This is a genomic window from Microbulbifer maximicatervae (SeqCode) (assembly GCF_052467305.1).
The window spans coordinates 4,259,447-4,278,705 of record NZ_CP174306.1; the positions used below are offsets into that span (position 1 = coordinate 4,259,447).

Annotated in this window: 18 protein-coding genes; 6 read left to right on the forward strand and 12 right to left on the reverse strand. The window is 50.2% G+C overall.

Annotation, left to right across the window (positions count from 1 at the left end; genetic code table 11):
* Positions 1 to 7 precede the first annotated feature (7 nt).
* The 5 genes from ACJJI4_RS18505 to ACJJI4_RS18525 all read right to left on the reverse strand — a co-directional run bounded on the left by ACJJI4_RS18505 (position 8) and on the right by ACJJI4_RS18525 (position 3,860).
* The gene (locus ACJJI4_RS18505) at positions 8 to 601 is read right to left on the reverse strand and encodes a YqiA/YcfP family alpha/beta fold hydrolase (protein WP_444926080.1); all 594 of its coding nucleotides are present in this window, start codon (positions 599 to 601) and stop codon (positions 8 to 10) included.
* Positions 602 to 703: 102 nt separating this feature from the next.
* Positions 704 to 1,378 carry a hypothetical protein gene (locus ACJJI4_RS18510; RefSeq protein ID WP_444926081.1) on the reverse strand — a complete coding sequence of 225 codons (675 nt, stop codon included), beginning with the start codon at positions 1,376 to 1,378 and terminating at the stop codon, positions 704 to 706.
* A 344-nt stretch (positions 1,379 to 1,722) separates the two neighbouring features.
* Positions 1,723 to 2,547 (reverse strand): 3',5'-cyclic-AMP phosphodiesterase, encoded by an 825-nt coding sequence (cpdA, locus tag ACJJI4_RS18515; RefSeq protein ID WP_444926082.1) that lies wholly within the window; start codon positions 2,545 to 2,547, stop codon positions 1,723 to 1,725.
* 41 nt (positions 2,548 to 2,588) lie between these two features.
* On the reverse strand, positions 2,589 to 3,110 hold the full coding sequence (locus tag ACJJI4_RS18520) for a DUF1249 domain-containing protein (protein WP_444926083.1): 522 nt from the start codon (positions 3,108 to 3,110) through the stop codon (positions 2,589 to 2,591).
* Positions 3,111 to 3,197: 87 nt separating this feature from the next.
* Entirely contained in the window at positions 3,198 to 3,860 is a 663-nt protein-coding gene (locus ACJJI4_RS18525; RefSeq protein ID WP_444926084.1) for an NUDIX domain-containing protein, read from the reverse strand.
* A 146-nt stretch (positions 3,861 to 4,006) separates the two neighbouring features.
* On the opposite strand from ACJJI4_RS18525, the gene ACJJI4_RS18530 reads away from it, so the two are divergent.
* A complete protein-coding gene (locus ACJJI4_RS18530; RefSeq protein ID WP_444926085.1) occupies positions 4,007 to 5,047 on the forward strand; it encodes a glycosyltransferase family protein in 1,041 nt (346 codons plus the stop codon).
* A 36-nt stretch (positions 5,048 to 5,083) separates the two neighbouring features.
* Positions 5,084 to 6,136 carry a glycosyltransferase gene (locus ACJJI4_RS18535; RefSeq protein ID WP_444892191.1) on the forward strand — a complete coding sequence of 351 codons (1,053 nt, stop codon included), beginning with the start codon at positions 5,084 to 5,086 and terminating at the stop codon, positions 6,134 to 6,136.
* A gap of 69 nt (positions 6,137 to 6,205) precedes the next feature.
* On the opposite strand, the gene ACJJI4_RS18540 is transcribed toward ACJJI4_RS18535, so the two are convergent.
* The 4 genes from ACJJI4_RS18540 to ACJJI4_RS18555 form a co-directional block, all read right to left on the reverse strand.
* Positions 6,206 to 6,757 carry a DUF4136 domain-containing protein gene (locus tag ACJJI4_RS18540; protein ID WP_444926086.1) on the reverse strand — a complete coding sequence of 184 codons (552 nt, stop codon included), beginning with the start codon at positions 6,755 to 6,757 and terminating at the stop codon, positions 6,206 to 6,208.
* Between the two features lie 22 nt (positions 6,758 to 6,779).
* Complete coding sequence (locus tag ACJJI4_RS18545; RefSeq protein ID WP_444926087.1) at positions 6,780 to 9,164, reverse strand: PqiB family protein; 2,385 nt, start codon at positions 9,162 to 9,164, stop codon at positions 6,780 to 6,782.
* Positions 9,157 to 9,693 (reverse strand): paraquat-inducible protein A, encoded by a 537-nt coding sequence (locus tag ACJJI4_RS18550; protein ID WP_444926088.1) that lies wholly within the window; start codon positions 9,691 to 9,693, stop codon positions 9,157 to 9,159. Before ACJJI4_RS18550 ends, ACJJI4_RS18545 begins: the two co-directional genes overlap by 8 nt.
* Before the next feature lie 136 nt (positions 9,694 to 9,829).
* Entirely contained in the window at positions 9,830 to 10,483 is a 654-nt protein-coding gene (locus ACJJI4_RS18555) for a paraquat-inducible protein A (protein WP_444926089.1), read from the reverse strand.
* Between the two features lie 350 nt (positions 10,484 to 10,833).
* Between ACJJI4_RS18555 and ACJJI4_RS18560 the strand changes: the two genes are divergently transcribed.
* Positions 10,834 to 12,357: a TolC family outer membrane protein gene (locus tag ACJJI4_RS18560; protein WP_444926090.1), complete on the forward strand. Its 1,524-nt coding sequence runs from the start codon at positions 10,834 to 10,836 to the stop codon at positions 12,355 to 12,357.
* Between the two features lie 14 nt (positions 12,358 to 12,371).
* On the opposite strand, the gene waaA is transcribed toward ACJJI4_RS18560, so the two are convergent.
* Together waaA and ACJJI4_RS18570 are read right to left on the reverse strand one after the other, a co-directional pair.
* Complete coding sequence (gene waaA / locus ACJJI4_RS18565; protein WP_444926091.1) at positions 12,372 to 13,697, reverse strand: lipid IV(A) 3-deoxy-D-manno-octulosonic acid transferase; 1,326 nt, start codon at positions 13,695 to 13,697, stop codon at positions 12,372 to 12,374.
* 103 nt (positions 13,698 to 13,800) lie between these two features.
* Positions 13,801 to 14,721, reverse strand: a complete 921-nt coding sequence (locus tag ACJJI4_RS18570; RefSeq protein WP_444926092.1) for a glycosyltransferase family 2 protein — start codon at positions 14,719 to 14,721, stop codon at positions 13,801 to 13,803.
* Between the two features lie 237 nt (positions 14,722 to 14,958).
* Between ACJJI4_RS18570 and ACJJI4_RS18575 the strand changes: the two genes are divergently transcribed.
* Together ACJJI4_RS18575 and ACJJI4_RS18580 are read left to right on the forward strand one after the other, a co-directional pair.
* Entirely contained in the window at positions 14,959 to 16,089 is a 1,131-nt protein-coding gene (locus ACJJI4_RS18575; protein WP_444926093.1) for a glycosyltransferase family 4 protein, read from the forward strand.
* On the forward strand, positions 16,082 to 16,747 hold the full coding sequence (locus tag ACJJI4_RS18580) for a YrbL family protein (protein ID WP_444926094.1): 666 nt from the start codon (positions 16,082 to 16,084) through the stop codon (positions 16,745 to 16,747). Before ACJJI4_RS18575 ends, ACJJI4_RS18580 begins: the two co-directional genes overlap by 8 nt.
* Here ACJJI4_RS18580 and ACJJI4_RS18585 read toward each other — a convergent pair.
* Positions 16,744 to 17,634: an ELM1/GtrOC1 family putative glycosyltransferase gene (locus ACJJI4_RS18585; RefSeq protein WP_444926095.1), complete on the reverse strand. Its 891-nt coding sequence runs from the start codon at positions 17,632 to 17,634 to the stop codon at positions 16,744 to 16,746. The two genes, ACJJI4_RS18580 and ACJJI4_RS18585, sit on opposite strands and share 4 nt — an antisense overlap.
* 340 nt (positions 17,635 to 17,974) lie before the next feature.
* On the opposite strand from ACJJI4_RS18585, the gene ACJJI4_RS18590 reads away from it, so the two are divergent.
* Positions 17,975 to 19,252 (forward strand): O-antigen ligase family protein, encoded by a 1,278-nt coding sequence (locus ACJJI4_RS18590; protein ID WP_444926096.1) that lies wholly within the window; start codon positions 17,975 to 17,977, stop codon positions 19,250 to 19,252.
* The last annotated feature ends 7 nt before the right edge of the window (positions 19,253 to 19,259 follow it).

A 19,259-nucleotide genomic window follows, 5' to 3' on the forward strand; every position in this document is an offset into this window, starting at 1 on the left:
TTATTGATTACTGCTCGTTAAATAGAAATTCGGTGATGGGATCGCAATAGCGTGCGAACTCCTGGAAACTATGATCGCCAGCGTCTTCAATGGTCTGACGTTGCCCTTGGTAGAAATCCTGCGCATCGCGATAATCCAGAACTTCATCCCCACGTTGGGCCAGCAACCAGTAACGACTCTGCAACGGCTTCTCCAATTCAGCCTGTACCCGCTGCATGGCATCTACATCAACCTGGGAAAGGCAAAATTCCTCATCTTCGCCGCTATAGGGTTTTAAAACCTTTCCCACATAGGCTGGAATAAAGCGCGCGGGGCGCACTGCGGGATTTATCAGCACCGCGGGCAATCGGAAGCGCTCACCAAGGTAAGTGCACCAAAAGCCCCCCATAGAGCTCCCCACCAGTCCAATGGATCCCCTATCGGACTGCCGAAGGAGATCCTCCACAAGTGCCATCAAAGATTTCTGCGCCTCCTCTGTATAGGGAGGAATCTGCGGTGCACAGAAGGTAACATGCGGGTATTGGGCCTGGAGCCGTTCCCGCATCAACTGGCATTTGAAGGACTGTGGTGATGAAAGGAAGCCGTGCAGATATATCAGCACCGGCCTTCCCTGAAGATCATTAGTTTGCATAGGCGGTGATTATAGCGCCCATATCGTCAATCGGGGACGCTATGTAACCAGAAGCCTCAAACCGTGTGGGAATCACAGCAATGTGCGATTCAAACTGGCAAAGGCCCGCCCCATATCTACACGCATATCAGACCAGAAAGTAACACTGGTAAAGCGCTCCAAGCGTCCACCCGGGCCATAGGCACCAAAGTTCTCACCGATATCGCGGCGATCCCGGAAGCGCATCACTGCATTGCCCTCTCGATCATAAAGAGTTCCAACCAGTACGCCATAGGCACTCTGCTCGGTGTAGACGCGCCAGGTCCAGGGAGAGGGGTCCAATGGCGCAGCTACCGAAAATTTCTCCAGGGATAAGGACAATGTGTAATCTGCCTCTTCCTGCTCCTCTGCTACCACGCTGTTACGCGGTTCGAGAAACTTCTCGGCAAACGTTTTGACCAACAGTGCATTCATCTGCTGTAGGTCCCTATCATCCAGCTCGTAATCTTTCTCTCTGTAGCGGGTGCGCGGCAACGAAGAAAAACGCTTGGTGTAGTCAATTTGCACAGGGGCAATAAACACTTTGGAGCCGCTCATATCAAAAGCAAAGGCCGCGGCAACTTCATCCAGCGAGCTGGATCTGGGAACCAAACCTTGGCTATCCTCCTGTTCAGCCAACTTTGAGTCCCCCACCATACTGGGATCATGAGCACAGGCACCGACTAATAACGCCAAGCCAATGAGCGGTAAAACAAATATGCTGTTCATTATTATTCCTCACTTCCCGATGTTATCCACTTAGCGGACGGAGTAGCTGCAAAATACGCATGAAATGAGGGGCAGTAGCACAAATAAAACCCCAGTACCTATTAGCGTATTTTATCAACTGTCAAATACTGCTATTGATTCTGGTATGCCCCATTAAACAAATATCATCAATAATCATAAGTCTGGGGAAATTTCATTGTACGGTCAGAAGACAAAAAAGATAATGGTAAGTTCGTAAAGGGAGGCTTTACAAATAAAGGCGAGCTAGAAACTCTTAAATAACACGATAGAAATCCCACAAAGTGGGACTTCAAAAAAGCAGGCACATCTCAAGGAGAAGTAACTCAGTAGCCGGAAGATGCAAAATCGACAGAATATTTTGAAACCTCAACCCGTTCGACCCCGGTTTTATAGCTACCGTCATCATATAAATCGAACCAACGATATCCCGGCATCTCGTCGTCTACAGCAAAAGGCCCACTACCCGGAGTAAATTGTACAGACGTGGAAGGTGTCGCATGTAAGCCGACCCGACCCTCATGATTATCAAACTGCTGATGTACATGGCCCCACACGAGCGCTTTGACTTGGGGCGCTTTGGATACCATTTGCAAGAGTTGCTCACGTCCCTCGCGCAGCATATGGCCATCAATCCACTTACTACCCACCTGTACCGGCTGGTGGTGCATCATGATCATTACCGGGTGTTCCCGGGTTTCCCAAAGCAGCAGCTGCAAACGCTCAAGCTGAGCTTCGCTGAGACCGCCACATATCTGGTTTTCAACACTGGTATCGAGAAGCAAAAGGCGCCAATTTCCTAGGGCAACCACTTCTGTACAGCGTTGTGGAGCCAGCTGTTTCATACGAGAGCTTAAGTCGTGATTCCCCGGTAGCCAATACCAAGGTTTCTGCACCCTGCGCATTTTCTGAAGAAACCGGCGGTAAGAGGCCTCGGCCCCATTCGCGCTAATATCTCCTGTCGCCACCAGCAGTTGCGCTGCCTGCTGTCTGGAAACGATTGCGGACAGTACCTCATCCAAAGTATGACCGGTATCCAAACCCAGTAATTGATAATCCGGCCGGCTGCCAATGTGTGGGTCTGTTATTTGGATCAGACGATATGAATTGGTCTCATCGGACCTGCTAGGCTCATTGTGCTCGCGAATCACTTGCTCACCTTGTAATCACATCCATGTGTTCTACCGCAGAATTAAATTTTTCGGCCATCCAGCACTAATTGAAATTCTGCGCGACCATTTGCAAGACAGTACTCAAGCCACTCACCGAGAAAACGGTTGGCCTGAGGCCTCTCATCTGCGCGCTGCATACGGGGATTTGGGTAAGCGATATCCACTCCTTTACCACCTACCGGCCCACAGCCATTAACTGTTATCACCTCTGCCATCCGCGCATCGTGATAGAGACGAGCGGTCAGGTTAGGAGATGCCAGCCAGTGGCTTTCACTGAGATTTACCTCTGCGTCCAGTGACACTTCTGTCGTGTACCTGGATCTCGCTACCACTCTCAGCTTTAGGCTGCCACCAGGGATTTGATAGCACCATTGCTCTCTCTCTGAAAGCTCAGGTAGCAGCCTCAGTAGACGTAGGTAGTTAGCGTCGCAGTCGGCATGATAAGACGGTAAATCGACGCGATATACTGCTTTACCGTTGCCATTTGGCGACATTTTCATCTGCCTGCGCTGACGCGCACCTACCTCACGCACTAGAGCCATTATCAACACTCCAATTCAATTGCCGCCGTGACTTACATCTCAGTTTACCTTTTGTGCAGGTAAAGTAGCGCAAAGAGCTGTGACCGCTCAGGCTGGTGGCGTCATATGAGTAAACCGCTTCCGATTTAACTCTAGCCACTGCACCGAAATCAGTGTGGTGGCATTGTCTATCGGGTTTTCTCCCGGGGCGTAATCCCCCCGCATCGCATCTACGACGTTCTGCCTCGGGAATACCCGCAAACGGATATCCTCATTTTCCTCAGCCAAGCCGAATACGCCCTCGGCCTGCTCCAAATCTACCAGGGCACAATACAGATGTATCCGCTCCGAGCTGCCCCCTGGGCTGGGGATATAACTGTGGATAAAATGCAGGTCGTCCACAGTACATCCAGACTCTTCCAATACCTCTCTGTGCGCTACATCCTCCAGACTCTCCCCTTTCTCCACCATACCGGCTACCACTTCAAGACACCAAGGCCCTGCTGGGCGTCCCAGTGCACCTGTTCGGAACTGCTCGGTTAGCGCCAACAAGTCCCTGACAGGATCGTAAAGTAGGACTCCAACGGCCTCTCCGCGCTGAAACAGTTCCCGCTCTATTTCATTGCTCCAACCTCCGCGAAACAAGCGGTGGCGCAATCGCAGGCGCACCATAGTGAAAAATCCTTTAAACACGGTTTCCCTGGAAATTATGTCTACCGAATCAGCGGTGAACTCCGGGTTTAAATCAGTTCGACTGTTATCTTGTGGCATGGTTCGTCTTTCCCTAGGTTTCGGTTTTGCAGCGCTGCTTCCGCGACAAGACCGGGGTACCAGCTGTTATACTCTGCGCCCACCGTACCAGCCGCTGACTGCAGAGGCTATCCGGGTTTCCGTGTTGAATTTCGAGAGTACACAACATGAGAGTGCTGAATATCGCCTATCAGCAGCTACGGCGCTATGGCAAGACAAGGGTTAGCTGGGCACAAAAGCTTACCTTCGGCCTGATTAAAAATGACCACTACACCCAAGTGTTCAGCGACCGCGATATCGCCGCGTTTGAAGCACCCTTTGGTATTCGCGATCTGGGTGTAAAAAAGGCGAACCGACGCTTGCTGGAAACTGTCGAGGCCTTTGAGCCAGACCTGATCATCGCAGGCCACTGCGATATGATCACGAACGACACCCTGAAGACCATTAAGCAACGCCTGCCCAATTGCTTTATCGCTCACTGCAATAATGATCCCCTCTTTGTTCCCAGCAATGTCGAGCGAATCAAATACCGCGCGGAAGTCGCCGATGCAGTTTTTGTATCCACCGGGCGAAGAGAACTGAAAATATTTGAGGGCTTTGGTGCTCGTGTTTATCACATGCCGAACCCGGTTGAACCCTCGATTGAAAACCTCAATAACGCTGAACGCACAGATTTAGCCATCGACCTGCTTTTCTGCAGTAACAGCAATAATTTCACCAAGCGTTTGCAAATGGTTAAAAACCTGAAAGATGCCTTGGGGAATTCGCTGAACTTTAAAACCTATGGCAGCTTCGGCGAGGCACCCGTTTGGGGTCGCGACTACGACCACGCTCTATCTCAAACCAAAATGGGGTTGAATTTCAATCGCCAGGATACTCATTACTGGTATTCCTCAGCACGTATGGCGCAGTTGGCGGGCAACGGTATTTTGCAGTTCACCAGTGATAAATTACATTTTGACGACTTGTTGCCTGCTGAGAGCGTCGTTTATTTCTCCGATGAGCAGGACCTATTAGAAAAAATCCGCGAATTTAACGGTGACGATGCCAAGCGACGCGCCTGGGCCACACGGGCCAGGGAGTTTTTCCACAATGAAATGAACTCGAAGCTCTACGCTCAGTACATTGTCGAAGCCACAAGCTTACAGCCTTTTAGCCACGACTATGCTTGGGCTCAAGATATCAATCTGGATGGCACACTCAGGTAGTGTTGCACCACTCTATTCGATCAGATGCAATAGATTATGAGTAATAACCCAATTCGAGTCGCACAGATACTCGCCGGTGCTGAGCACGGTGGTGCTGAGAATTTCTTTGTGCGTCTCGTCAGTGGATTAAATCCCCGCAGCGAAATTACAGAAAAAGCGTTTATTCGCAACCACGATCACCGGGTACAGGCACTGCGTAGCAACAGTGTTGAAACCGAAGGTTTTAAATTTGGTGGCAAGCTGGATTTTCTCGGCCGAAAAAAATACCGGGATGCCCTGAACCAATGGCAACCGGATATCGTGATGACTTGGATGGGACGTGCAACTTCAATCACCCCGAACTCTGAAAAATACCGGTTGGTAAGCCGCCTAGGGCACTATTACAACCTGAAGTATTACCGTCACGCAGATTATTGGATCGGCATCAGCAAAGGTATCTGCCAGCATTTAAGGGATGGAGGCATCCCCAAGGATAAAATTTTCCATATCCCCAATTTTGCCGATGAGACACCAGTTAATCCGCTGCCTAGAAACAGCTTCAATACTCCGGAAGACCGGCCCCTGATCCTGGCTGCAGGCCGCCTGCATATCAATAAAGGGTTCGACACCCTCCTGCATTCACTCACCCAGGTTCCCAATGCCACTTTGTGGCTCGCCGGTAGCGGTCCCGAAGAGAGTAAATTGAAATCCCTGTGCCATCAACTCGGCCTGGAAGAGCGGGTTCGCTTCCTGGGTTGGCGCAACGATGTCACCACGCTGATGCGCACTGCGGATATGTTCGTGTGCCCTTCTCGACATGAGGGCCTAGGCTCTATTGTGATGGAGTCCTGGGCCCATCGCTGCCCTATAGTGGCGACGGACTCTCAGGGCCCTGGAGAAGTGATTACCAATGGCAAAACCGGTCTGATTACACCTATCGATAATGCCGATGAACTGGCCAAAGCCATGAAGTCTGTTATCGAGTCGCCGGAATTGCGCCAAAGCCTGATCGAAAATGCGGCCGAGGAGTACGCAACGACATATGCGAAACAGGTTATCGTCGATTCCTATATCGATCTATACGAAAACCTGATGAAGAAAGGGCGCTAGCGGTGAATGGCAGCCACCGAATACCCGGTGGCTGCAAAACTTATTTTTTCGTTTCGTGCCAATTCGTGCTTATTGATAAGCCGGAGGCAAATCCCGTAAAAGAGCGCTAACCCCATTGGCGATCAGTCGTTGACGCTGCTCAATACTATCGGGGCGTGTTAACAGTTCGCTGGCTCTCCCCCCCCAAATCACAGCCCCACCCGGGCGCCCAATACCCACGCTCATAATAACCAACGGCGCATCTGTCAGGGGCGGTAGTTCCACCACATCTTGTGGCGCATTGCTATCAAACTGCTTGTCCCAGCTGGGATCCCGGGTATCACCGGAGAAAAACTCATCGACTACCGCAACTTGGTAATCCACCACCATATCCGCATCCTGGTCCTGGGAGACTTGGCGATATCCTCGTTGCTGTAACTCTGCGGCAACGGTATCGCGCATTTCTTCATCCAACTCCACCAGCTGGGCAGAGGCTTCTTCTGAGCCACTCAACGGCGCTACCCCCCATTTATACGTGGCAAAGGCAACCGGTGGCTCCCCGGTAGCGGCTTTTTCAACCTGTATCTCCTGGCAACCCGCCAATACCAAGATACTCAGCAAGCCTGTTAATAAATAGCGCATAAAAACTCCCACATTTCCGTACTTATTTTACTGGTTCGACCGTGCCGTAAAGTTCTATCTTAGGACTCCAGGTATACCACTTGGGTTCAGCTTTCGGGTAAAGAGGGAAATGGCTGCCCGACTCCACTTCAAATCCCATAAAAGGGGCTTCTGGCGTGGCAAATGCGATCCCCCCCTGCAACAGGGCCTGGGCCGATTCCGTGTTGATATTAAGCCCACTTTTCAGACCGAAATTCACATCGACGCCACTGGCATTCCAAAACACCGTGTGCTCTCGCACCAGGGGCTGGTATTGGGGTTCGATATGAACATAGATATACACTCGATCAGCATACTCCCCCAAGGAAAAACCTGTAACCTCTCCCACTTTTACCTGGCGATAATAAACCGGACTCCCTGCTACCAGAGATCCTCGCCTCGCAGCATCCAGGATAATTCCCAGTCCAGGGCGGGTAAAAGTTTCTGCAAGATCCTCTTCCGGTGCCTGTTCCAAAGCGTAAAACTTTGTCTGAGGATCACCTAAGCCGGGCTCAAGCGCCAGGTAGCGCCCTGTAATCAGGGTATCCAAATGGGCGATCTTATCGATCCTAATTTGCGGGGAAACCACCCATATACGAGTACCCTCCCGAGCAAACTGCTCTCCACGGTGATAAAGCTTGGCCCTGGCCCACACCTCGCCCAAAGAGCGATCGAGTCTCAGGCGAGTAATCTCTCCAACTTGTACCCCGCGGTAGCGCAACGGTGCTCCAACTCTCAGCCCCTCGGCACTGACAAGGCTGACTTGAATTTGTATTCCCCCCTCCATAGCCGCTTCCCGACTGCTGAAAAGAGGGAACTGGTCTCCATTTTTTGCCTGCCCGCCTTTTCCAAGGTCTTCCCGGCGTATACCAAAGGCGATACCGCCGCGCAGAAGTGACATCAGCGAATCTGCCTCCACTTCCACCCCCTCGGTCAAGCTTGCTGTAGCCCGCAACCCGCTCACATTCCAGAACCGAACGCCTTCCTGCACAAAGTGGGCATAACGGGGCTCTATCACCACATATACTTCTACTCCCTCGCCATCCCTACGCAATTCCATTCCCTGCACTTTTCCTACCTCTATACGGCGAAAATAAACCGGTGCGCCCCGCTGCAAAGACCCGGGATTGCGTGAAGTGAGGCGTAAATGCAGCCCCGGCACACGGGGGTCCATCGGTGGCGCAGAGGTTCGCGCAGTGAAATTGCGCTGGGAGCGCTGTCCTTTGCGCAAATCTACTTCTATGCGATTACCTTGGATTAAATCGTTTAGTCCGCCAGTAAAATCGAAGCTCGGAGGGGCTAGCCAAAAACGGGTATTTTCGGTGAGCAATTCATCCGTTGTAGGATCCATCAGAACTTTGACTTCCATACCATTCAAACGGCGGTTTGCCTTGGTCCCACTGACTTCCCCTACCTGGATGCCCTGATAGTAAACCTTCGTAGAATCCGGAGTAACATTCACCCCCTGATCGAAATTTAATGTCACAGGAATTCCCGCATCTGCTGCGGCAAAATTTTTATATAACTCAAACTCACTGCCATTTACAGCGAGCGGAGACTGACGTTGATTTTCCGGGGTATAAAAACTTACGCCTCCGGCAAAAAGTGCTGCCAGGGATTCTAAATTGACACTGATACCGCTAATACCGCCTTCGATAGAGATCCCTGAACTATTCCAAAAGCGGCTGCCCCGATGAACCAGATAGGCATATTCCCGACGAATGAATAATTCGATACTGACTTCAGTTCCGTTTCGATCCAAACGGTAATCCGCTACCTGACCGACTCGCAGCTGACGATAATATACTGGCGATCCTCGACTTAAAGAGCCCAAACGCCGGGACTGCAAAACAACACGCAAACCATCCCCACGGATAAATGCAGGAGGCTGATCCAGGGCAACAAAGTTGCGCTTGCGCTTTCCACTACCTGATTCAACGGCAATGTAATTGCCTGAAAGTAGAGTTTCCAAACCGCTAATACCGGTAATAGATAACTCGGGTTTTACTACCCAAAACTCAGTGCCCTCTACCAATAAATATTCTGCACTGCGATTTAAACTAACTTCGGCCAGAACGCCATCGGCTCCATTCAGCTCTTTCGCATTAGGTACAAGGCGTACATCCTGGACCATACCAATATCGACCCCGGAATATTTGACCACCGTTTTTCCTTTTACCAGGCCGTCGCCAGAATGAAATAAAATAGTGGCTTTAACGTCTCCCTCTGACAAATCCTGATAGAGCAACCAGAGAGCAATCAGCCCCGCGATCAAAGGTAAAATCCACACTAGGGGTAACCCCCTGCTTGCGCGCACTACTCCCCGCTGAGCGCCTCCATCCAAGCGAGACGCATCACTCGTATCCTGCGGGGGCAGCTCATCAGCCATTTTCTGCGGCGCTCCTATGAGCCGTTTCTGGCTCTACTGCAGACTCATATAAATCTCCGTCATAGGCATCCCAAATTAAACGGGAATCGAAAGTTCGTGCCGCCAACATGGTTACCACTACCACAGAGGCAAAAGCTGTCGCACCAGCTCCAGCAGTTACCTGGGAAATAAATCCCATATCCACTATCGACACCAAAATTGAAATCATAAATAAGTCTAAGAGTGACCAGCGCCCGATGCCGGAAACTACTCGATATATTTTCATGGACTGAATGGGGTCAAAGGACAGACGCAACTGAATTTGGATCAGGAGCAATCCCAATCCCAGTAGCTTCATCACAGGAACTGCAATACTGGCAACAAAGACAATTAAAGCTATTCCCCACATTCCCGAGTTATAGAGTTGCATGACCCCGCTAATGATAGTGCTGGGATCACCGGCACCTAAATAAACTACCGTCATTATCGGTAACACATTGGCAGGTAAAAGCAATAAAGTGCCAGTAATCGTCAGAGCCCAAGTTAACATTAAGCTTCCTTCGATTCTGCTGTGTACTCTCGCTCCACAGCGCGGACATCGGCAACGACCATTTTGGGGAAGAATAATTAATTGATGACAGCACAGGCAGCTGGTTAAGCCTTTTTTTAAACCTTTATTTGGTACGCTATTCACAAGCTTGTCCCTTAAGCGCACGACGCTGTGCTAAGCGGTGCCAAATTGCTGTTTGGTCAAAACTCAGGGAAGAGAGATTTGCCAGTAGCATCATGGCACCAAAACAGTACAGACCAGGTTCTACCTCCATCTTGCCCAAGTCCCGTAATTTAATCAGGGCTACCAAAATTCCGAGCATATAGACATCGAGCATGCCCCACTCTTTTAAGTGCTGGTAAAAACGAACAGCATTGGATACCGGCCGGTCAAGCCAGGCCCAAGCACTGCCCCAACAAATAAATAACAACAGGGCAAATTTACCTACCGGAGCCAGAACGCTACAGAAAAGCACCAGCGCCGAGAGCCAAATAAACCCCGCCTTGAAAAGAGAGTAAACGCCATTTAGCAAGGTACTTTCTGCACCAAATGAGAACAGGGAGAAGTCGAGCAATGGCAAGCTGACAGAGGGAATAAACAGTAATAGGCCGGTTAGACTGAGAGCCAGTGTGTAGTAAATACTATGATTGCCATTGCGATGCAAAGTACAGCGACATCGTGGGCAAATTAGTTTTTGTCCCGGAGGCGCCAAGCCGCCGGTTAAAAGTAGATCGCATTCGTGACAGACCCTCTGCCAATTGGTCAGCACTGCGTTGCGCTCCTCATTCATGGACAGTCAGTCCTTGCCTTATTCTGCACAATTTTTGCCGCATCCAAATGCTTATGAGGCGCGTCTATTGAAATATAGGCCCTCAACCTTATTCAATGGGCCCTAGTTATTGCCAAGAAATTACCGATAAACGCACATAGGTGTCGGTTTAACGAAGATATAGCAAAAAGCCGATTGCCGTCTCGACGGTCGGTTTGACCCCGGGTAAACTCTCGCGACTGCTATTGGGGAGACTGGCAATATTAGTAATAACCGCAAGCTGGAGCCCTCTATATCCCCACTACATGACACCAGCTCCAAATAACTTGCAAAAGCTTGAAGACCGTACCCTCCACAGGAAGTCGAAACAGATGAAAAGAAGTAACCGCACAGAGCCGCAAGGCCGCAAGTTGCGTCCGCTGAAAAAACTAATCGCCGCTACGCTGCTGGGCCTGGGCGCCATGCAGGCACAAGCCGACACCCTGTGGGATATCTATACACAGGCCCTGGAGAATGATCCCCAATTAGCAGCTGATCGCGCCGCTTACCATGCAGGTATCGAAACTAAATACCAGGCCCGGGCACTATTACTTCCTCAGGTGAATGCTACTTTCGAAGCTGCTAGAACTCACTCTGATAGGAGCCGAAATTCTGCTCAGTTACTGGATTTGAGTGAAAATGGCGACGACAGTGATGTCCAACTAGTGGACTTTAGGAGCCAAACTAGCGATTCCTTACAAGAAAGAACCTATAGTGCCAGCCTGACCCAGGCCATTTTTGATGCCCCTGCCTGGTTCGATTATCAACAGGGCAAGAGATTATCAGAGCAGGCGACAGCAGAATTCAGTGCTAATCAGCAAGAAATGATGATCCGTGTCGCCACCGCCTACTTTGACGTATTACGTGCTTATGACGTCCTCGAGGCAGCTGCTGCCGAAGAACAAGCCCTGGCTAAACAGCTGGAACAGACGCAACAGCGCTTCGAAGTCGGCCTAACAGCAATTACTGATGTTTACGACTCCCAGGCTGCCTATGACAGTTCCGTTGCCCGGCGTTTAACAGCTCAAGACAACCTCCTCAGTAACTTTGATGCTCTATCAGTATTGACAGGAGGCTACCATGATCAAGTAGCTCCTCTGGTAGATGACTTCCAGGTAGCTCCGCCGGTGCCTTCAGATCGCGCCGATTGGGTTGAGTTTGCCCTCGTCAACAACTTTGTCCTTAAAGCTGCACGGCTTGGCGCCGATGCCGCCCGCTATAACGCTCGGGCAGAAGCCAGTGAACACCTACCCACTGTCACTGGCTCGCTTTCTTATAATAAACTCACTCAAGATGGTAACGAGAAAAGTCGATTCAGCGACATAACGGGCAGCCAATTTTTGCGTTACCCCCAAGATATTGACCAATGGGGAACAAGTGCAGGGGTGACTGTAAACGTACCCATCTTTACTGGTGGCCTCCTCAGTGCCAACCGCCGCCAGGCTAGAAACCAAGCCTTCCAGGCCCAGGACCTTAGTGTTCTTGCAGAGAGAGATACCATACAAACCACGCGCACCCTGCACCGCGCTGTTGTCACCGATGTATCGAGAGTAGCGGCCCGTGAGCAAGCCGTCGTTTCTGCTAAGAGTGCATTGGATGCCACTCAGGCGGGATACGAAGTAGGCACCCGAAATATTGTAGATGTGCTCCTGGCTCAGCGGACCCTGTTTGATTCACAAACTGACTACGCCAACTCGCTGTACGACTACATTCTGAATTCACTGAGTTTGAAGCAAGCTGCAGGGCTCTTATCCCCTAAAGACCTTCAGGATCTGGATATGATGCTGAACCCGGCAAATAATGTCTCTCGCGTAGAGGAAACTGGCGGTACCAGCCTTCCAGCACCTTCGAAGTAACTGCGTATACGCATCTACCAGAGAGCAGGATTTTTATTCTCTCTCTGGTCTTCATTCTGTGTAGCCAGCCGCTCCACCTCGCCCAGTAAGCGCTGCAAAGCACCGCTATTTTCTGAAGCTACTTTTTTCCCTCTCTGACCGGCGGCTTTTCTTTGCCCCACATCTTCCAGCCAAGCCTGAACTTGTGAAGCCATCGACTCACTGTCTTCGACTACAACCATGGCTCCAGCCTCCTGCAACAAACTGGATACAGTGGCGAAGTTATGCAGGTGGGGACCGGAAATAACTGGCACACCCCAGGCAGCGGGTTCAATCATGTTGTGGCCACCAACAGAAACCAAGCTACCTCCCACAAAAGCAATATCACTGGCTCCATAGAAACGCAGTAACTCCCCCATGGTGTCTCCCAGAATAACCTCATCACTAGCTTTAATGGCTGTGCCTTCACTCCTTCGAACCAGGGCAAAGCCACGCTCCCGACACAGGCGGGCAACACCATCAAAACGCTGTGGATGCCTGGGCACCAACACGAGTAAAAGATCTTTAATCTCTCTCTTCAAAATAGAGAAGGCATCCAAGATCACCTCATCCTCACCCACATGGGTACTAGCCGCCAGCCATATAGGCCTGGAAGACTCCCCCCGCCACTGGTGCGCCAGCGCCTGAGCTTCACTGGCCAGTCCCATATCAATACTGAGGTCAAACTTGATATTGCCGTTGGCTACTGCTCTCTCCGCTGGTAACCCCAGATCGATAAACCGCTGCATATCCGCAGGGTATTGCGCAACAACACGATCCAGGTTGTTTAACATTGTTCGACTCAAAGAGGGAAAACGCCCGTAACCTCGTGCAGATTTTTCACTGAGCCGTGCATTGGCCAATAAAATTGGGATCTTCCTGCTCGAGCAGAGCTTGAGTAGGTTGGGCCAAAGCTCAGTCTCTATAATCACCAATGCACTCGGGCTAAGCGCATTGAGAAATGGCACCAGGCACTCAGGGAGGTCATAGGGAAGGTAGTAGTGAAGTAAGCGGCCACCAAGAATTGGCTGCAAGGCTTCTTGTACGCGCTCGGATCCGGTTGGAGTTGTAGTCGTTACCAACCACTGCCAGTCTGTATGTAGCGCAGCCAATTTAGAGATCACTGGTACGGCGGCTAGGGTCTCTCCTACAGATACAGAATGGACCCAGATTAACGGTGCCCGGCTGTGCCTTTTTGGAACCTGACCCAGACGCTCTCTTAAACGCAACCGATAGGCCGGCTGGCTACGCCCTCTCCACCAGAGACGTAGAAGGACAATAGGTAAAAACAGGCGGAAGAGCCAGGAATAAAATATTTGCATGAAGCAGGGATCACCTAAAGATCAATATTGCCACCAAAGAAAGTGCAATGATGACGGTTATCTCTTCCAGGTAAAACACCCCCGTAAGGAAGGCCTCAGGCCATTAGTGATCGACCACCCGGTAAAACTCAGAGCGCACCCCAAAAACACCACAAGCCATGCCGGCTGAACGGCAGGCGCGGAGCCAAGGCCCAGAACCCAAGCGCTTACCACCGAAAATCAATCCTAAAATACAGCCTATGCTGGAGATCAAAAGTTGCCCCAGAGCCGATACAAAAATACTGGTATGACCGCGACCTTTGGCAAGCTTATGCTTTGCGAGAGTAATACCAGCGGAGAATTTTCTACGCGACAACCAACGCATATTGGCGCGACTCTCCGGTACGGCCTCGTAAACCCTCGCCTCCAGGCAGTAAACAATCTTTCCTCCCTTGGCCTTAAACTCTGTGAAAAAAATCACATCTGTACCGGCACCTAGAGGGTCCTGCTCATTAAACCTCAGGCCTAGCGAGCGGATACTGCTCATCGGTATTAATACATTGCTGGTCGCACAGTAGTTGAGCTGTTCTCCAGTCTTTCGTTTCTGCCGATAAAAAATACGTGAGTAATAGGCAGGCACAGAATCCGGCCAACGCCGAACAACACTGCCACAAACCACGCTACTGCCCCCCAGCTTTTGTGAGTAATCATATAGCTGGATTAACCAATCGGGCTCTACCCACTCATCATCATCAATGAAAACCAGGTAGTCAGCCCCTATATTATCCAGTTCATCGATACAGCGATTGCGTGCACAAGGGATTCCCCGCCGCTCTTCTACAGCACAGTTGAGGGTAAAGGGAAAGCTTCCCGACAACTCCTCCACAACTTCTCTACCAGCCTGAGTGACCGAATCATTATCGACAACCAGTGCAGCCACATTTAAGCCTGTAGGTAGCTGGAGCTTGGCCAGACTTTGCAGAGAACTGCGAAGCCGCTCTGGTCGCTGATAAGTACAAATACAGATCACTAACAAGGGGTGCAATGTAAACTCCAGATTACGGCCAGGTACAAATCGGGTGAAAGTATCGAGACTAGATTAAAAAAACACCAGCCTATACCCTTCGGAATGACCTGTCTATAATACCACTTTTGCCAAACGCTTTATCGAGCACCAATGCTCCATATCACTTTAGGCTTATGTCCAACCCTCCAACCAATACACAACTCACTAGTCAACTTTATTTAAAAATAATTTCTATCACTGCTGGTATAACTTCCCATGAAAATTATGCAACTTTTGCCCGCCCTGAATTCTGGGGGGGTTGAGAGGGGGACCGTTGATCTGGCTCGCTTTCTGGTAGCAGACGGTCATCAGTCAATCGTTGTCTCCAGCGGAGGAAGTATGGTTAATCAACTTAACGCTGAAGGCTCAGTTCATATTGAACTACCCATTCACAAAAAATCTATCTTCAGCTTATTACAGGTGAGGCCTCTTCGAGAGGTCATTACCCGTGAGAAGCCCGATATTGTTCATGTCCGCTCCAGGGTTCCAGCTTGGTTAACCTACCTTGCCTGGCGAAACCTTGATCCAACTGAACGCCCTCGCCTGGTCAGTACTGCTCACGGTCTTTATTCGATAAACCCTTACAGTGCAATTATGGCGAAAACTGAACAGGTAATCGCTATCTCAGAGTGTGTAAATAATTATTTACTAGAGAACTACGCAAGCGACTTAAAGCGCCCCCCAAAAGTAGTTTACCGCGGTGTAGATACAGACGAGTTCAACCCCGGTGTCCAGCCACCGGAATCCTGGTATCAAAAAGTGCATATGGAGTTCCCTCAGCTTGCCGGCAAGCGCTGGTTACTTCTACCAGGTAGACTAACTCGCTGGAAAGGGCAGGAGGACTTTATTAATCTAATCCAGCAACTGGTACAAAGTCATTCTGACATTCATGGCATCATTCTCGGCGGAGCAGAACAGAATAAGCAGCACTACGCCGATGAATTGGTACAAAAAATCCACTCGCTGGGTCTCGGAAAACACGTAACACTTACCGGTCATCGTAATGATATACGCCACTGGTATAGTGCCTCTAGTTTAGTGTATAACCTATCACGCCGGCCCGAGCCATTTGGTAGAACTGTTATAGAGTCCGCAGCAATTGGCACACCGATCATTGGTTATAACATCGGGGGCCCGGCAGAGTCGCTGAACGCCTGTTTCCCTCAAGGGTTAGTTGATATCAATGATTCAGAAGCTTTATTCACGCGCACTCAGGAATTGCTCAACGACCCTGAGCAGAAGCCTCAGCTGTCTGCCGACTTCACTTTGGGAAGACAGGCTGAACACACCATTGAAATCTACAAAAATCTACTTACAGAGCGTACCGGAGCGAGCCCGAGTGATTGATTTAAGCCAAAGCGAGCCGTTTGCCAGTGGGGGCAATCGCTTTTGCTACCGACACCCGGAACGGCCTGAGATCTGTGTAAAAGTGATGCGTCCAGGTCGAACAGCGGAACTATTGGAGCGAGCCCCCTGGTATAAAACTTGGAGAGGTGAATCCTATTTCGATGACAACCTTCGTGAACAGGAGGGGTATAGCCAGCGAGCTATTGCCAATAATCGAGATGGGCTATGGCAACATTTACCGAGGTGGTATGGAATACAGGAAACCAATTTAGGCCCCGCAGCTGTCACCGATATGATTCTTGACGATGATGGCGATCCAGCACCTACTCTGCGCCAATACCTAAACAAATATGGCCTCAATACTGAGGTCCGCGCCTCTTTACAGCGCCTTTCCGAGTGGCTGCTCGAATACGAAGTACTCACCAAAAACCTAATTGCCCACAACTTAGTTCTACGAAAAGAACAGGGGGAGTTGCAAACCTACCTGATTGATGGGCTGGGCTGCGCTTCCTTCCTGCCTCTACCAAAAGTTTCCAGCTACTTCGCGAAACGCTATATCCACCGCCGTATCAAGCGTATGTGGCTAAGAGTCGAGTGGGAGATCTCCGATAAAGAAACGCCCTGGCGAAAATTTGAGTCAGAGGGGATCAAGCGCTAACGACTTGATAACCCCGATCGACGCAACAATGCTTTGGCGCACAGCAGATATTGGTCCAAGGGTTCGTGCTGTATCCCTGTTTTCAACACTTCGAGTTCTTCGCTGATCAATCCTTGATCCAAAAGCCGTAAAACCACTGAACGCACCTTATTTGACTTACTGCGACTCGGAACCCGAATCACACCGACCTGGGCCTGACTTTGCAGCGATTCGAACAACATAGAGATACTATCCTCTGTTACCCAAATTCTCTCTGCTTGAGACAGTTGCTTCTGAAGCCAACCCGGCGGACACGAGAGCCAATCAACCAACTCTGCGCCCCCTTTCCCCAGCCCCTCCATAGTGCCTTTCGGAGTTCTCCGACTATCCGAAATACACCAGTCCAAGGGTTGCGCCAATAACTTCTCAACCTGCTCCCTGATTGAAGCGGAGTTCCAACTGTAATGTTTGCTGGGTCCGCCCAATAAAATAAGCCCCTTTCTAGGTTGCGGCACACTTTCCTGGAGTGGTTCGGTCAAGGCGCCCTGACTTACGATGACATTGGGTAGGGGCGGGGGGCGATCGTGTTCCGGAACGATGGCGAAGTCAAACCAGCTGTAGGGCAACAAAGGGCGGTTAATTGCCACCGCGCGACCACCAAACCGGCAACGGGCAGACAACATAGGAAGCCGGCTGCGGCGACCTGTGCCAATCAAAAAGTCAGGGGCTGGCAACTCTTCCAGCTCCTCTCCCGCTTTTAGGAGAATGCGGCTAGCTGTATATTCTGGTGATATATCAAAAACCTGCACCTCCCCGATATAGCTCCGGCGCAACCCTTCAATCAGAGCTGCGCTCTGCTTTTCATGGGCCCGGTTGCCATCTAAAAAACGCCAAATAGTAAGTTGCAAGATAGGACCCTAAACTACTGAAATACCGGCATATAAGGCAGTGTACCTAGCGCATGCCTGTGGAGCTACTGTAACAAGGCTATGGGAGCCCCAAAACATCCAGTATACTCCTTCCAGGGAGTTCCAAAGGGCGCCCCCGGTGAATTATGCCTCAGGAGACCCCGCTAAAGCGCTCAGCCAAACAGACCTCCGCTACTACTTTGTGTAAAGCCCCACAATTATCACCAAAAAGCAAAATTTGAGCGTTCATGGACAACAGACTTTTATATAGTACCCTCCCATACAGCCTATTTCCGCGCACCTAAATACAAAATTTTCTGAATGGCCAACAGTTGCACCTATGCCTGAACTTGGAAGTACTCTAAACAAGCTTTCCCAGCCCGTTTATCGCCAGCAAAGCTCACTGTGGGTTTCAGGTCTGCTCAAATGGGCCTTTCTTGGTTTATTTCTGCTGGTATGTGGCTACTATGTTTCCCCCAAGATTTCAGGGGTACAAACCAGCTTTTACCTGACTTTATTGCCCACAGCCTTTCTGCTACTGGCATGGAGGAGGAGCTATCACTTCTTAATTTCCTGGCAATTCCTAACCTTTTGTAGCCTGCCAATCATTCTAGCGCTATCAACACTGTGGGCCTCACCGGACACCGCAGATGTTTATAGGCAACCCGATTACTACTGGAAATTGGTTTTATACTTATCTCTATTCTATTTCGTTGTTTTCTTCCTGTTGGAACAATACGGCGACAACATCCTCCATAAGCTATTGCTCTCACTTATTGTGATAGGACTGCTATCCGGTATTGCCTCGCTAATTGCTTACTCCCTTGATGGCGGACTACAGGATCTCCGCCGGATTGGCGGTATATCTCTTGAGGGAAACATTGATAAAACAGGAATGCTATTTGGCTTCCACGCTCTTTTTTGCTGCTACGGTCTCTACCAGAACCCCCGTATTTGGCGCTGGTTATCAGGTGCAGGCTTACTCACCTCCTGCATATATATAGTTTTGTCACAAACCAAAGTCCCGATTGTTATGGCGGGCTTCTCAATCTTTTTGGTTGTATTCGGCAACCTTTCACGACTGCTGAAGATAATCATTGTTGTTGCCATAGTTTGCGCGCTGCCCTTAGCCTATTTTACGTTATATGGTGATCTGCCTCTTCTACACCGGGGTAGTGCTTATTCCATTCGTATGACGCTCTGGCAAAAGACATTTGAAGAGTTCCTGCAATCCCCATTGTTTGGTCAAGGCCTGGTGCACAAGAAGTTTATCGAGCTAAACAGAATGGTGCCCCATCCACATAATTTCCTCCTGGATATCGCACGCTTCAGTGGAATATTGGGGGTGGCCGCTTGTGCCTGGCAAGGACTCTCAGCCCTGTGGACAGTGAGATCCAAAGAGAGGCTTCTGAGCTGGATTCCCGGTTTGTACTTCACCTGGTTCGTCTTCGGTGTATTGGCAATGCTGACATACGCCCAGCAACCTTTGGTTAAGCCCAATTATATTTGGTTCTTTTACTGGATTCCCCTAGCTATCCTGCTGGCACGAAGCAGCATTGAAGACCGGGGCTTGAGCCAATGTAAAACTATCCAAGACAGTAACCCTCAAAAACAGTAACCGCTGA